The following is a 14,148-nucleotide window of genomic DNA, read 5'->3' as shown; positions in this document are numbered from 1 at the left end:
AAAAAAAGCAATCGATTTTATATCGATTGCTTTGAATTTCGTGTATCTTTTGTAGTTCTTATACATATTATAATGTCTTATTAAAAGTCTGTATTAAACAACTAGATTCACCACTACTCCAGCGTGATCAGATGGCTAAAGAGTCGTTATCGTTATATCAGCGTTTGAATTCAGATTTTCTATCAGAATTAACGATAGGTATTTAGCCAGTCTCAACAGCAATTCGTTCCTTTATGCAACTTGAACAACCGGCGAATTTCGCATAATTTATTTCATTACCTCCGTGGCGTTAGTCCATACAATATAAATTGAATCGTATTTTCAATTTCCACTTCATCGTCCCATTTCTCTTCAGGCAATAATAAGAACCTCGTTAAGAGTAATCCTAATACAGCTGATAACGTAAGTCGTAATACAGAAGATGGTGGTATTTCAATAATTGTCCCTTCTTCTTGAAACTTTGCAATCAACTTTTTAAAATGTACAAGCAGTTCTGTTTCTATTAATTGTTGTATTTCACTTTTTAGTTCAGGCTGAAATGGTACTTCTTGAATTAATATTTTTATCATTGGAAAGTGCTTTTTAGCAAATTCAAATCTATTTTGAATTATTACTCTTAAAAGCACTTCATACGATTCATAATCTGTTTTAAATATTTCTTTTGCAAAGGCTTGTACGAAAAATGGTGCAGCAAACTTTGTTAAGGTCGGCATCACGACTGCAAACAATAAATCTTTTTTCGTTTTATAGTAGCGGAAGATTGTTCCTTCCGCTACACCAGCTCTTTTTGCAATCTCACTTGTTGAAGTTGAGGCGTACCCTTTTTCTCCAAACATATCAACAGCTGCCTCTAATATACGCATTTGACGTTCATTACGTTTATCAGTATTCGTTGCGGCAACTAATTCTTCCAGCCAATCCTTCTTCATTTATAAAGCTCCTTTTTATCGTCATTATATTTTGCGATGTTTCTTTAAAGCAAATATATTTCCTACTGCAAATAATAGTGAAAAAAGAAATAAAACAGTAAGATCTACAGCAATTTCTGCAAACCCTTGATTCCGAATCATTACTTGTCTCATTGCGTCAGCACCATATGTGAGTGGAAATAATTTACCTAACATTTGTAACCATGTATTCATGGATTCCATTGGAAACAACCCAGAAAAGAAAACTTGTGGCACGATAACAAGCGGTATAAACTGAATCATTTGAAATTCATTATTTGCGTATGCCGATAAAAATGTGCCTAATGTTAGTGCAGTTAAAGAAAGCATACATGTTATAAGTAGCGTTAGCCATATTGAGCCAGCTACATATAAATCTAAAATATAAACTGAAAAACTTACAATTATAATAGATTGTATAAATGCAAAGATTCCAAAACCAATAATATATCCTACAACTATTTCCCATCTTCTCACTGGTGTGGACAATAATCTCTCTAATGTACCACTTAAACGTTCTCTTACGAAAGAAACTCCGGATAATATAAATACAAAGAAAAATGTAAAGAAACCAATTAATACGGGACCAAGCCCATCAAACATCGTAATGTCTTTAGAGCCATGTAAATAATTCACTTCAGGCTTCATCATTGATACATCACTCTTCTCTGTACTCTTTTGCAATACTTGAAGTACCGCACGATTTTTTGATGAATCACTGCCTTCTAATAGAAGATTCATTTTTCCATTCTCTAAATGAATTACTGCATCTACCTTTTGCTTTTCTAACTCCGAAACTGCTTTGTCTTTACTATATTCATAAATTGATGCTTCTTGATTTTTCATTGCTTTTACTATAGGAGCAGGCACATCGACTACAGCAATATGCGGTATATAGTCTTTTTGTGTAAATACTAGCGACAATAACCAAAGTAATAACATTGGTGCCCCAAACATCATTGCTAAAGAACGCTTATCTCGAAAAAATTGACGAATGATACGGATGACTACACCATTAACTCTCATGATTCAATCACTCCTTCTAACATAAAGACATCTTCAATTCGTCCAGAAGATGTTTGTTTTTTCAATTCCTCCGGTGTGCCAATCGCAACTAAATTCCCTTCTCTAATTAGCCCTAGACGTTCGCAAAACTCAGCTTCATCCATAATGTGCGTTGTTACAATAATAGTTGTTCCTTTCTTTTTAAGGTCATAAAACTTCTCCCAAATCGATTTTCGAAGTAGAGGATCTATCCCAACTGTTGGCTCATCTAAAATTAATATTTCTGGTTCATGAAGGAGTGCTATCGCCAATGATAAACGTTTTTTCATTCCACCTGAAAAATGCTGTACTTGCTTTTTCATATGCTCTGATAATTGCACAAGTTCAAAAACTTCTACGATTCTCTCTTTCTTACGCTTACCTTTTAACCCATACATCGTTGCAATAAAATCTGCATTTTCATATGCCGATAGTTCTTCGTATAATGCATCAGCCTGAGCCATATAACCAATTCTTTTCATTTCATTTAGATTAGGCATGTTTGTATTAAAAACAATTACATCCCCTGTAGTTGACTCATTAATACCTGCAATCATTTTAATGAGTGTTGTTTTCCCTGATCCGGAAGGTCCAACCAAGCCAAAAATTTCTGCTTTTTCTACTTGCAGCGAAAGGTTATGCAAAACTTCTTTTTTCCCAAAACTTTTTGATACATCTCGTAAAATAATTGAAGGTTGCTGCACTAAAAATCCCCCTTTTCTTTAAAATGAGTGAGTACTCACTTTTATTTTACTCTCGAGTTATTATATGTCAAACTTTTCAAAAAAATTTTTTTTCTGTTATTTAATAAAGCAATGAAACAGAGTCGACATTAGAATATCTTTTCTTAAAGTCGACTCTGTTTCATTGTAAATTATTCGATTTTTGTTATGTTTTTAAATTTAAATACCTTCTAATTCTAGCAACATCTAATGAATATTCGATAACTATTTGCTGTATTGGTAATATAACCGTTTCCGGATATAAATGTGCATATTGTAACGTTTCTGCATACTTTTCCAACCGTTTTTCTAAATACTTTACAATTTGCTCAGGATGACTTACTAATAAAGACGTACTATAATAATGAATTTGCTCCTCGATCGCCGTATATTCTTCAATTTCAAATTCTTTATGCATTTGTACACCCCTTTATATTTTTAATATCGTTTAATAATAACTATTTTAACTCGACTAATTTTTAAGTTTTTTGATTATTTACACTATAACAAATTCAATAGGTCAAATTTTGTTACTTTATGTAACGTTGAAAAATTTTAACAAAATTGTAATGGAAACTTGTACTGAAGAAAAACTCCCTTTAAATTATTCCCCTGAACAAAAAAGCCGTACAGATTAATTTAACTGCACGACTACGATCTCAGGTCTATTACAAACTCTTTGCGGAATGATACTATTGCCTAATCCTCTACTAACTATCATAGACGTATTTTGTTTTTCATATAAACCCGCTGTATATTTAGGCAGTATTCCTTGATTAGGAGCAACTAATCCCCCGATAAACAGTAACCGAACTTGTCCCCCATGTGCATGACCCGATAAAACTAAATCTACTTTTTTGCTCTCAATTATTGAATTTATAATATAGCACATCAAACCTAGTTATTCTTGATCCAAATCAGTTTAAATCAGTGAATAAAATTCAATCATATAATAATAATAAATACAACTAATCGTTATATATTAAAGAGGTGTCAATTTTGTCCTTAAATGAAGAGACCTTAGAAACTAAGACAGATATAACCATTGAAAAAATCCAAACAAGTAACTTAAATGAACTTAAAAACACATTAGATAATATCTTTGATATTAGTGCAGATTTGATTGAACATCCTTTGCAATTAAAAACAAACACGAATATTTTACTATATTATTTTGAAGGCCTTACAGATGGTGTTGCATTAAAAGGAAATGTTGTTACACCATTATTACAAGCAGTGAATGAAGACAGTCAAATATTTAATTCTAATATTATTGCTACTCATACCAAAATAGTATATACGTGGAATGAAATTAAAGAAGGATTACTTGAGGGACAATGTGTACTGTTTATGGAAGGAGAAAAGAGGTCCCTTCTAATAAATACAAAAGGTTGGGCAGAGAGAGCGATTCAAGAACCCATTTCAGAAGTTACTATTAAAGGCTCACATGATGGGTTTATTGAGAATGCCACAAAAAACATAGGCTTAATTCGTCGATATATTCCTTCTACTGAATTGAAAATTAAAAAATTGACAATTGGAGAACGCGCCACTTCTTTAGTCTATTTAATTTACTTAGGGGATGTAGCAAACGAAGATGTGGTCCAAGAAATAGAAACTAGAATCTGTAAAATTAAAACGGATGCGGTATTGAGCATTGGAGAACTATCTAATTTTACAAAGGATCAAAATTGGACTCCTTTTCCACAGGCTTATTTAAGTGAACGCCCAGATGCCATTTCTAATCATATACTTGATGGAAAAGTAGCAGTGTTAATTGATAGATCTCCTGGTGCGATGATTGTCCCAATGAATTTAATTGGATTTTTTCAGACTCCAGATGATTATAATATACATTGGCTCATTGCATCATTTTTTCGCTTATTACGATTTGCAGGATTTATTATAGCTATTTTTTTACCCGCAATTTATATTGCTATAGTCTCTTTTCACTTTGAAATCATTCCTTTAGATCTATACACTTCTATTGCAACGTCAAGAGTTAAAGTCCCTTTCTCTCCTTTATTGGAAGCTTTTATAATGGAAATCACACTAGAAATGCTACGTGAAGCTGGTATTCGCTTACCACAACCAATTGGACAAACAATTGGAATTGTTGGAGGGATTGTAATTGGGCAGGCGGCTGTTCAAGCTGGTCTTGTGAGTAACGTTATGGTTATTATCGTATCTATTACCGCCATTGCATCATTTATTGTTTCTAATTATGATTTATCAAGTTGTATTCGGCTTATTCGTTTTCCAATGATGTTATTGGCCTATTTTTATGGGATTGTAGGTATTGTTAGTGGATTAATGCTCTTATTTGCTCATTTTGTTTCACTAACTTCCTATGGTTCACCATATGGATTGCCAATTGCACCATTTCGTCTCCAAGAGTTAAAAGATTCTTTTGTAAGATTTCCTATTTCTATGATCACCACCCGCTCGAGTACAGGACAGCCGAAACAAAGAAAGAAAAAAGAAGGTGGTTCGCATGGGAAATCTTAAATTCCAAAGCATAACCCTATTCGAATATATTGTTTTCATTCATTCACTGCAACTTGCATCAGGTATGTTAATTATGCCAAGCCCTCTTGCCACTACCGCTGGTACAGATGGCTGGATTTCTATCATTCTGGGATGGATAATTACTTCTATAATTGGCGTAATTATTATATTAATGTTACAAAAAAATCCTAACAAAAATTTCTCTCAGATCTTAAATACATACTTTGGTAAATGGCTAGGGACAATTTTTCTTCTTTTATATGCCTTTTATCTATTTTTTGCTGGTTTTAATACTTTATTAAAGGCAACTGATATTGTAAAAGTGTGGATATTCCCTTCCACTCCTGCTTATCAAATCGCCATATTATTACTATTGCCTTTTATCATTTTAGCCCTGAGTGGGTTAAGGGCTCTTACTAGTTATTCTATGCTTGTTTTCTTCTTCACTACTTGGATGCCACTATTTCTTCTTTTTTCATTAAAAAGTAACTACAATCCTTTACATCTACTACCTATTTTTAAAGATGGCATATACCCTATTGTAAAGGCAACAAAAGAAACCATTACTCCTTATGCAGGCTTAGAAATTGCATATTTTATTTATCCGTTCTTACAAAAAAAACAAAAAGCCATAAAAGGAATACTAATAGCGAATACTGGAACCATGTTTTTCTATATATATGTGACTATTCTTTCTTATATATACTTTAGTCCGGAGGGGATAAAAGACGTAATTTGGCCAGTATTTCATCTGTTAAAAGGGGTTCGTTTTTCTTTCGTAGAACGATTAGAAATTATATATATCGCTTACTATTTGATTGTATTTTCCACTACAATATATCCGTATTTATTTTTCAGTTTCGAATCTGTAACCATTTTATTTCAAAAAACCGTTCGCAATTGGGTGCTAGTTGGTTTTATGCTATTAATAGTCAGCTTATTCGTTTTTCTAAATCCCGATGTGGATCAATATTTATTTATATATTCTCTTATGGATATCTTAAATATCATTTTCTTTATTCTATTACCAATCTTTTTTTTCGCTTACAGCATTCTTTTTACTTGGTTTACTAGGAGGAAACAGCTTTGATTCGAAAATGGATATGGATTGTAATCTGTTGTGTATGTTTAATTGGTTGTAGTCAGAGAATTCCTCTTGAGAAGGTTTCATTAATCCTTTTAATTGCCTTGGATAGAAACTCTAATGGAGACGTAAAGGTGGGCACAAGCATACCACTCTTTCATCATAGACAGCAAAAAAGTACTATAGAGAACTGGACTCAGGCATCAACTGTATATAATGGATTCAGTAAGATAGATACGAAGTTAACGGGCTATATGACAGCCTCCAAAGCTGAAATCATTTTAATTGGGAAAAAATTGGCCCAAGAAGCAAATTGGATGCAGGAGCTTGATTCTTCTTACCGTGATCCTTACGCTACCATTAATGCTAAAGTAGTACTTGTTGATGGACCTGTAGAAGAAATTTTCACAATTAATAAGCCCGATAAACCATCACTACCATCTTATATAAGTAGTGTAATCGAATCCTCCATTCAAAATAATCAATCCGTTTCTTCCACTATTCAACAATTAATGAGAGAACAAAATGAAGAAGGAATGACACAAGCTGTTCCAGTTATCAAAAAAACAAAAAATGAAATTGACACGATAGGAATTGCACTTTTAGATCGACAAGGAAAATTTTTAACTCGTATCCCTAAAAAAGATGTTAAATTCTTCAATCTTATAAATAAGCCCAAAAATAAAGGCCGGATGATACTACACCTTGTGCTTCCTCCTAAAAAATCCAACAAAAAACCAAACACTTCTATCTTGGTACAGAATGCGACAAGGAAGGTAGATGTTAATTTTCAAAACGGAAAGTTTGTATTTAATCTCGATATAAATGCAAATGTAGCTTTAATAGAAAAAACCAATGCGAATTTAATTAAGGGACATTATGATAATAAAAAAAACATAAATAATTTAAAGAGTGCTATTCAAAAAGAAATTAATAAGAAGTTACAAGATATTTTGGATGAAATACAGCAGAATAAAATTGATCCAATCGGATTATCCCTATATGCTAGAGCTTTTCAATATAAAGAGTGGAAAAAACTAAAAGGAAATTGGTTGCAAGCGTTAGCAGAGGCTAAAATAAATGTAAAGACACACGTCAAAATAAAAGATACTGGGACCATTAGAAATTAGACTAGCCTATTCTTGTATTTGATAGCATTTCTCAGTAAATTTTTCCCTCCTCAATAATTATTATGTAAAAGATGCTAACTCAAAGAAAAATTTTCAAGTTAAATACAAAGCAATAGATTTTTCTTTTTTATCTAACAGTTCTTTTAAAATGACAACAATTTAACTGCAGTAATCCAGTATAAGTTTCTAATTTAAGGAAACGGAGAACTTATAATTCTGGTGCAGTAGACGTGCCAAACTTCATTCCAATAGCAACCCCAAGATAAAACATCAAAGCCGAAATTCCTAAGTTAAGGAATTTCGGCTTTTTGAGTTCGTAAGAATATCTTAGTTTTAGTTCTATGTACCTTGATAGAATAGGTACACATCAACATATTTCTGCATAACTTGATCGTTTAATTTGATTGAGCTACCAAGGGTTTTCGTCTATATCAATATATTAACATTTAAATTACAAATCAATTTTCTAGCACTATATTTGTTTTCTTAAAGATCTTTAATCTTGTTCTTAAATTTGTCAAACCTCTCATATAACTATACAAAAAATATATGCTATTATGGTTTTAAGAAACTATGTGTTCCCTTAACCCTGTATTTTACAGGGTCTTTGTTTATTTGATTTACTTTTATTACACCTCGGTCTTTTCAATTTATAAAGAATAAAAAATCATTTTATGACTGTATAAATGCCCTTGCAACAAAACCCGTATTCCCCTATTTTTTTGAAGAAACAGGATCCATTTTTAATGTTTTTATCCCTTCGTTTAATGTAAACGCATCTGCTCTTAATGTTTTCCAACTATCTTTCGCTGCATTCAAGTTAGGTTTTAAGAATTTAAATTTTTTTTGATTCCCTTAAACCTATATGAATCCCTCATCTAAAAATGATTTTAATATAATTTAATAGTGATTGACGCATTTGTGTCTTTTATATGGATATGTAAAATTACATATCCATATAGGAGTAACTAGCTTAAATACGCCAAAATATTATTATCGTATACATAATAATATTGTTGCTACGAACACCACAGGAGAAAACTCCCCTCATGCACTTTAAGGCATAAATTGTCCATGAAATAATAATTTTTGCTTATATACTTACTATTCATTATAGGAATACAAAAAGCGATTCTTTTCACATTAAAAAGAATCGCTTTCCAAGTTCATATTTTTAATTACATTAAATAAAGAATTGTGAGATTATCACCTAAGAGCATTAACTATAACTTCAGCAGCCTCTGCAATTAGTTGATTATCATAGGTAGCCTCTTTCTCATCTTTACTAGATAAAATTGCGATGATAATGGGTGCTCTATTCGGCGGCCAAACGATAGCAATATCATTTCGTGTCCCATAACTTCCAGCTCCTGATTTATCTCCAACTACCCAGTCAGTTGGTACGCCTGCACGAATAAGTTTGTCTCCTGTAGCATTTCCTTTCATCCACTCTGTAAGAATTTTACGTTTATCAGCTGGAAGTGCATTTCCGACCGTAAAAGCCTTAAGATTGGTAGCAATTGCTTTTGCTGTACTAGTATCACGAATGTCTCCTGGAATAGCCTCGTTTAACTCTGTCTCAAAACGATCAGCCATAGTAACCCGATCACCCATCTGTCTAAGCGCTTTTTCATATCCCTTAGGTCCGCCTATTTTATGAAATAAAATGTTCCCTGCAGTATTATCACTGGAACGAACAGCAGCCTCAGCAATTTCTCCTAGTGCCATTCCGGTATCTACATGTTTCTCAGTAACAGGTGAATATTCCACTAAGTCGCCTTTCGTATAAGTGATAACTTCATTTAATTTCTCAATTGAGTTTTGCTGTAGCAATACTCCTGCCGCTAATGCCTTGTAGGTTGATGCAAAGGCAAATCTTTCGTTAGGTCGATAAGCAATTGTTCGATTTGTACCAGTATCAATAGCATACACACCTAATCGAGCATCAAATTTTTTCTCAAGTTGAGAGAATTCTTTATACGTCGCATGATTTTTATGTTTAACTGGTCCGGTCTTTTCTTTCGCTTCAACTTGCAATGCCCCTCCTGTAAAAGCTTCTAGACTTGTAAGACTTAAACCTAATATACCAACGCATATACCTATTTTTAGCATCCTCTTGTTTTTCAAAATCATCATTCCTTTCAAATTTTCAATACTGAAAACAAGTAGTAAATTCAATACACTGTATCCTATTTGAACACCTGTTTTTATGCGTACACATAATAGACCATCTAAGAGACAAGTTTGTTCCATAAATTTAAAACCTTTTTAACTAGTAGCAGAGGTATTAACAAAAGTAAGAGATAGCAACTATGATAGCTGCTATCTCTTATTTCAAATCTTCCTTTTTCTTTAACTTATAAAGGCTTTTATATAAACAGGGTCTCTTCCCCTGAGAAAAGTGCACAAATTTTACTAATTTTGATTCGAACTATCTGTACTAGCAGCTTCACCATGTATACGTTGCTTTTTTAAATCAAAGTATACATCTAAAATTTCCTTTCCAATTATAGAATTAATTCCATTTTTATCATCATGAAGCCATGGGACTACTACAGAAAATGCTACTTCTGGATTATCATATGGAGCATATCCAACTAGTGTTAAGTTGTAACATTCCATACGTTCTCCTTTTGCATTTCTACCAATTGGATCATCTCCACCATATACAGTTTGAGCTGTCCCTGTCTTTCCTGCTGGTTTATATGGCGCATTTTTGAAATACTTCACGCCAGTTCCATCACCTTCTTGGAATACCCATCTAAATCCTTCTTTTATCCGATCAATATGTTCTTTCTTCATATCAACTCGATTTAATACGACAGGCTCTATAGATTGTATAACTTTGCCAACTTCCTCTTCTTTTATTGATTGTTCTCCTATTTCTTGTACAATTTGGGGTTGCATTCGATATCCACCGTTTGCAATAGTTGAAATATATTGTGCCAGTTGCAATGGCGTATAAGTATCATACTGACCGATAGAAAAATCTAGTAAAAACCCAGGTTGACTATCTACTTTTCGCGTTTGTCCAGTTATTTCATTCGGTAAATCAATACCTGTTGGTACCCCTAAACCAAATTGTTTAAAATAATAACGCATCTTATCAAATGCTTCTTGTTTAATATCCAATGAACCATTCGGTACGTAATTAACTCCCGCAATTTTTAAAGCTGTCTGGAACATGTATACATTCGAAGATACTTGTAAAGCTCGTAAATCATTAATATTACCAAATCCGGATACATTCCATGATTTCTTGGCTTGTGTACCTTTAAATTTCATCGGTGCATCATAAAATTGATCTCCTGGCTGTATTGCCCCTGTCTCATATCCAGTTAATAACGTTGCGCCTTTTACAGCTGACCCTAGCTCATACGAAGTTGTCATGTTACCTAATGCCAAATCCTCAATCTCTATTTTCCCTTCTTTTTCTACAATCTTTTTCCCTGCCATAGATAAAATCTGTCCGTTATTTGGATTTGTCATGACGACAAACGCTCGGTCCAACAGTAGCTCTGAACTCTTAAAAGCTCTCAAATTTTTCTCTATACTTTCTTCCACTTTCTTTTGTAATTCCATATCAATCGTTAATGTTAAACTATTACCACTTTTTCCTTTAGAGATGATTTCTGTGTTTATAATGTTTCCAGATTTGTCAGTAACGTTTTTTACTTCTTCTTTTGTGCCGTGTAACGCATCTTCATATCGTTGTTCAATATAACTTTTCCCCACACGATCATTACGATTATATCCACGTACCAAATAGGAATCTAAGTGTTCTTTTGGTAATCCTTCTTCACTACTTGTAATATTACCTAGCACTGAGCGAAATAAATTACCATTTACATAATTACGTTCCCAATCAACTGTTGCATCTATTCCTGGAAACTCCGCAAGGTTTTCACTTATCCGCGCATACTCTTGATCTGTTACATCTTTTTTAATAATTTGTGGTGTTAGTTGATAACCGGCACTCATTCTACTTTTAATAGCTAACACCTTTAAATCTTGTGCTGTTAGTTCTGCCAATTCCACTTCTGTAACGCGACTTCGTCTTAAGTCTTCAATTTTTTTGTCTAGCTCTTTTCCCTCTATTCCCTTTTCTTTAAACTTTCCTATGTCTTTTTTAGTAATCTTTGATTCCGCACGTTTCGTATTCAATTGCATCCAGAAATCTTTTTTATCGATATCGGTTAACTTATTTATATCTTGCTCAGGCATTTCAAGTACTTTCGCCAAGTCTTTTGCTGTTTTTAAAATAGCTTCACCCGTTATCCCCTTCACCCTTGTATACGTAATCGTACGAAGAGATCGATTATTAACAACCATTTTCCCTTCTCGATCTAAAATTTGTCCACGTGGAACTGGAATACTGGTTGTTGCATTTTGACCACTTTCCACTTGATTTTTATAAGCCTCTCCCTCAACGATTTGTACTTTTCCTAGTTGAATAATAATTGCTGAAAATAGTAAAAATATGCAAAGGAACATTATATTTAATCGAATAGATATATATGTCTTCTGCTTCTTTCCTTTTTGTTTTTTCATAAATCCTCCATATAATTCTTCCGGAACTCCTCACTAATACTTAGTAAAGAAATATACTAAATACGTTCCCTATATATTAGAAACCACCATTCAGTTATAAATAGTGTCTTATCTTTTTTTCTAAATCCTTGTAAGCACCAATTCCTTTTGGTTTAGCCGCGTAATTGATAAATCTCCCTTCCTGTTTTTCTCTCTATTTTTTGTCGCTTGCATTAAAAATGCTGAACTGTATAATGATTCATATTAAACTTACACATAGACTTGCTAGTAACTTTTCATACTAATTATTCCTTTCTTCATGCTGTAATACTTAATAGACAACCTAAGTAATAAAGTTGTTCCACATTTACAAAAAAAATAATTAACTATAAGATGAAATAGGCTACATAAGGGAGGGTTATATGTTACATACGAAAAGATGGAGATTTTTTGCGGTTCTTTCTATTGTAGGTTTGATTTTACTAATTTTATTAAAAATCAACTTCATTTCAATTACTATCGCAACTTCTTCAGCTGAAAGAGGAAAAATTTTTGATCAAAATGGTGTAATACTAGCTACAAATAAGAAAGTTAAATCTCTATATTGCACTTCTAATGATGAAAAGCTATCGAATCAAGATACATCAAACACATTAGCTTTTTTCAATCAATTTTCAAGCGAGTTTCAACATGACATTTCTGCGGAGGACATAAAATCGCAATTACAACAATCTTGTAAAAAGCAGACTATGAATGATATACCGTTATACTCTGACATAAATGAGAATGAACTTACATTCATAAACAAGAACAGACCCAATAATGTAATAATTAAAGATGAATTGATTCGATATTATCCTAAACACGAAATTGGTTCCCAGGTAATTGGGTATGTAGAAAATGACCTTAATTCTAAGTATGGACCTGTTGGGAAAAGTGGGATTGAGCTTCAATATGAAAATGATTTAAAAGGAAAACCAGGAAAAACTCTTATTTTTAAAATGAATAATAAAAAGTTCTTATGGAACATTCAAAAAGTACAAAAAGGAAAAGATGTCAGGCTAGCTTTAGACTCTAAGTTGCAGCAAAAAACAGAGGAAGCATTAAGATCTCAAATTAAGAAAATACGTGATGCTCATGCTGGTTATGTTGTAGTAACCGATGTGAAAACTGGTGCAATTTTAACTATGGCCAATTCGGCAGTTTTTGATCCAAATATATTAAATACACATGTATCATCTAAAAAAGAAAACATTAAATCACTTTCGCAAAATAAAGCAATTCAAAAATTAAAGTATGGTGAGTCTTATGTAAATATGGCCTCTACTATAAAGCCACTTACTATTTTAATTGGATTAAACGAAAAGCTTTTTCAACCCGAAGATACTTATTTAGATAAAGGTACTTTTCAGTATGATAATCAAAATAACATTACTAATGCACCTGGAACGCCAACAGGTGAAATTACACCGAGTCAGGCTATCATTAATTCATCTAATACATTTATGACAGCAAAAGTAGCTCTTCCCTTATTCAACCAAAATAATGGGAATATAGAAAAGGTGGCAAATATATGGACAGATTATTTAATGCAATTCGGCCTTCGTTCTAAAACTGGGATTGATTTACCCTTTGAAGAAGACGGACAATATGAATTTCATCCATCTAATAAGTTTGAAAATGGTATCTCCGCTTTATTAAATGCCTCTTGGGGAGGAAATGAAGTGCATACTCCTCTTCAACTCGCTCAATATACAGCAATTTTGGCAAGTAAAGGTGATAAATATAAACCTCAAATCGTAAGTACTATTATTGGTCAGGACGGTAAGGAAACAAAAAACTTTAAACCAATCTTAGAAAGTTCAAATCGTTATCCTATGAAATTCTGGAGTGTCGTGCAAGGTGGGATGAGTCAAAATATACAAGAAATTAAAAACTTGCCCTTTCATGTCGCAGGTAAAACAGGTATAACAGGCTCTCCAAACGAGCAAGAAAGAATGATAAATCATTCTCTTTTCATTGCATATGCTCCTACCGAAGATCCACAAATTGCTATTTCTGTCGTTATTCCTGGTAGTAATTCAGAAAAAAATATTGCAGCTCTCGTTACATCAGAAATTTTAGAGTCCTGGAATACTCTTCAAAAAGAAAATAAAAACAAAGAGGAAGGTTCATTAAAGTGA

10 protein-coding genes and 2 pseudogenes are annotated in these 14,148 nt (G+C 32.8%); 4 read left to right on the top strand and 8 right to left on the bottom strand.

The window, feature by feature from the left end; translation table 11 throughout:
• Positions 1–275: 275 nt before the first annotated feature.
• From EXW56_RS12020 to EXW56_RS12000, 5 genes and pseudogenes are all read right to left on the bottom strand, one after another.
• Complete coding sequence (locus EXW56_RS12020; RefSeq protein WP_002109999.1) at positions 276–929, bottom strand: TetR/AcrR family transcriptional regulator; 654 nt, start codon at positions 927–929, stop codon at positions 276–278.
• Positions 930–953: 24 nt separating this feature from the next.
• The gene (locus EXW56_RS12015) at positions 954–1,973 is read right to left on the bottom strand and encodes an ABC transporter permease (protein WP_002200450.1); all 1,020 of its coding nucleotides are present in this window, start codon (positions 1,971–1,973) and stop codon (positions 954–956) included.
• Complete coding sequence (locus tag EXW56_RS12010) at positions 1,970–2,695, bottom strand: ABC transporter ATP-binding protein (protein WP_002032219.1); 726 nt, start codon at positions 2,693–2,695, stop codon at positions 1,970–1,972. The genes EXW56_RS12015 and EXW56_RS12010 overlap by 4 nt, the downstream gene beginning before the upstream one ends.
• Positions 2,696–2,879: 184 nt before the next feature.
• Positions 2,880–3,131, bottom strand: coding sequence for a hypothetical protein (locus EXW56_RS12005; RefSeq protein WP_002017002.1), 252 nt, complete (start codon positions 3,129–3,131; stop codon positions 2,880–2,882).
• 216 nt (positions 3,132–3,347) lie between these two features.
• A pseudogene (locus EXW56_RS12000) lies at positions 3,348–3,572 on the bottom strand (hypothetical protein); the annotation flags it as partial.
• Between the two features lie 140 nt (positions 3,573–3,712).
• Here EXW56_RS12000 and EXW56_RS11995 point away from each other — a divergent pair.
• From EXW56_RS11995 to EXW56_RS11985, 3 genes are read left to right on the top strand one after another with little or no spacing between them, the layout of a single operon-like run.
• Entirely contained in the window at positions 3,713–5,221 is a 1,509-nt protein-coding gene (locus EXW56_RS11995; RefSeq protein WP_002161729.1) for a spore germination protein, read from the top strand.
• Positions 5,208–6,311 (top strand): GerAB/ArcD/ProY family transporter, encoded by a 1,104-nt coding sequence (locus tag EXW56_RS11990; RefSeq protein ID WP_078181598.1) that lies wholly within the window; start codon positions 5,208–5,210, stop codon positions 6,309–6,311. Before EXW56_RS11995 ends, EXW56_RS11990 begins: the two co-directional genes overlap by 14 nt.
• The gene (locus tag EXW56_RS11985) at positions 6,308–7,435 is read left to right on the top strand and encodes a Ger(x)C family spore germination protein (RefSeq protein WP_002109989.1); all 1,128 of its coding nucleotides are present in this window, start codon (positions 6,308–6,310) and stop codon (positions 7,433–7,435) included. Before EXW56_RS11990 ends, EXW56_RS11985 begins: the two co-directional genes overlap by 4 nt.
• Positions 7,436–8,149: 714 nt before the next feature.
• On the opposite strand, the pseudogene EXW56_RS27610 reads toward EXW56_RS11985, so the two are convergent.
• The 3 genes and pseudogenes from EXW56_RS27610 to EXW56_RS11975 all read right to left on the bottom strand — a co-directional run.
• A pseudogene (locus EXW56_RS27610) lies at positions 8,150–8,287 on the bottom strand (hemolysin); the annotation flags it as partial.
• A gap of 354 nt (positions 8,288–8,641) precedes the next feature.
• Positions 8,642–9,568, bottom strand: a complete 927-nt coding sequence (gene bla, locus EXW56_RS11980; protein ID WP_435868470.1) for a class A beta-lactamase Bla1 — start codon at positions 9,566–9,568, stop codon at positions 8,642–8,644.
• 282 nt (positions 9,569–9,850) lie between these two features.
• Positions 9,851–11,986, bottom strand: a complete 2,136-nt coding sequence (locus EXW56_RS11975) for a peptidoglycan D,D-transpeptidase FtsI family protein (protein WP_215558494.1) — start codon at positions 11,984–11,986, stop codon at positions 9,851–9,853.
• Positions 11,987–12,387: 401 nt separating this feature from the next.
• Here EXW56_RS11975 and EXW56_RS11970 point away from each other — a divergent pair, with 401 nt between their 5' ends.
• Positions 12,388–14,148 carry a peptidoglycan D,D-transpeptidase FtsI family protein gene (locus EXW56_RS11970; protein ID WP_215558493.1) on the top strand — a complete coding sequence of 587 codons (1,761 nt, stop codon included), beginning with the start codon at positions 12,388–12,390 and terminating at the stop codon, positions 14,146–14,148.

This window comes from Bacillus mycoides (assembly GCF_018742245.1).
Classification (GTDB): domain Bacteria; phylum Bacillota; class Bacilli; order Bacillales; family Bacillaceae_G; genus Bacillus_A; species Bacillus_A cereus_U.
Note: the sequence above shows the minus strand (reverse complement) of the source record. Positions and strands in the feature narration are given on the sequence as shown.

Bases quoted from the DNA above. Each gene is read 5' to 3' on its own strand.
- EXW56_RS12020 (WP_002109999.1), bottom strand. From the start codon at position 929: ATGAAGAAGGATTGGCTGGAAGAATTAGTTGCCGCAACGAATACTGAT.
- EXW56_RS12015 (WP_002200450.1), bottom strand. From the start codon at position 1,973: ATGAGAGTTAATGGTGTAGTCATCCGTATCATTCGTCAATTTTTTCGA.
- EXW56_RS12005 (WP_002017002.1), bottom strand. From the start codon at position 3,131: ATGCATAAAGAATTTGAAATTGAAGAATATACGGCGATCGAGGAGCAA.
- EXW56_RS11990 (WP_078181598.1), top strand. From the start codon at position 5,208: ATGGGAAATCTTAAATTCCAAAGCATAACCCTATTCGAATATATTGTT.
- bla (WP_435868470.1), bottom strand. From the start codon at position 9,568: ATGATTTTGAAAAACAAGAGGATGCTAAAAATAGGTATATGCGTTGGT.
- EXW56_RS11975 (WP_215558494.1), bottom strand. From the start codon at position 11,986: ATGAAAAAACAAAAAGGAAAGAAGCAGAAGACATATATATCTATTCGA.
- EXW56_RS11970 (WP_215558493.1), top strand. From the start codon at position 12,388: ATGTTACATACGAAAAGATGGAGATTTTTTGCGGTTCTTTCTATTGTA.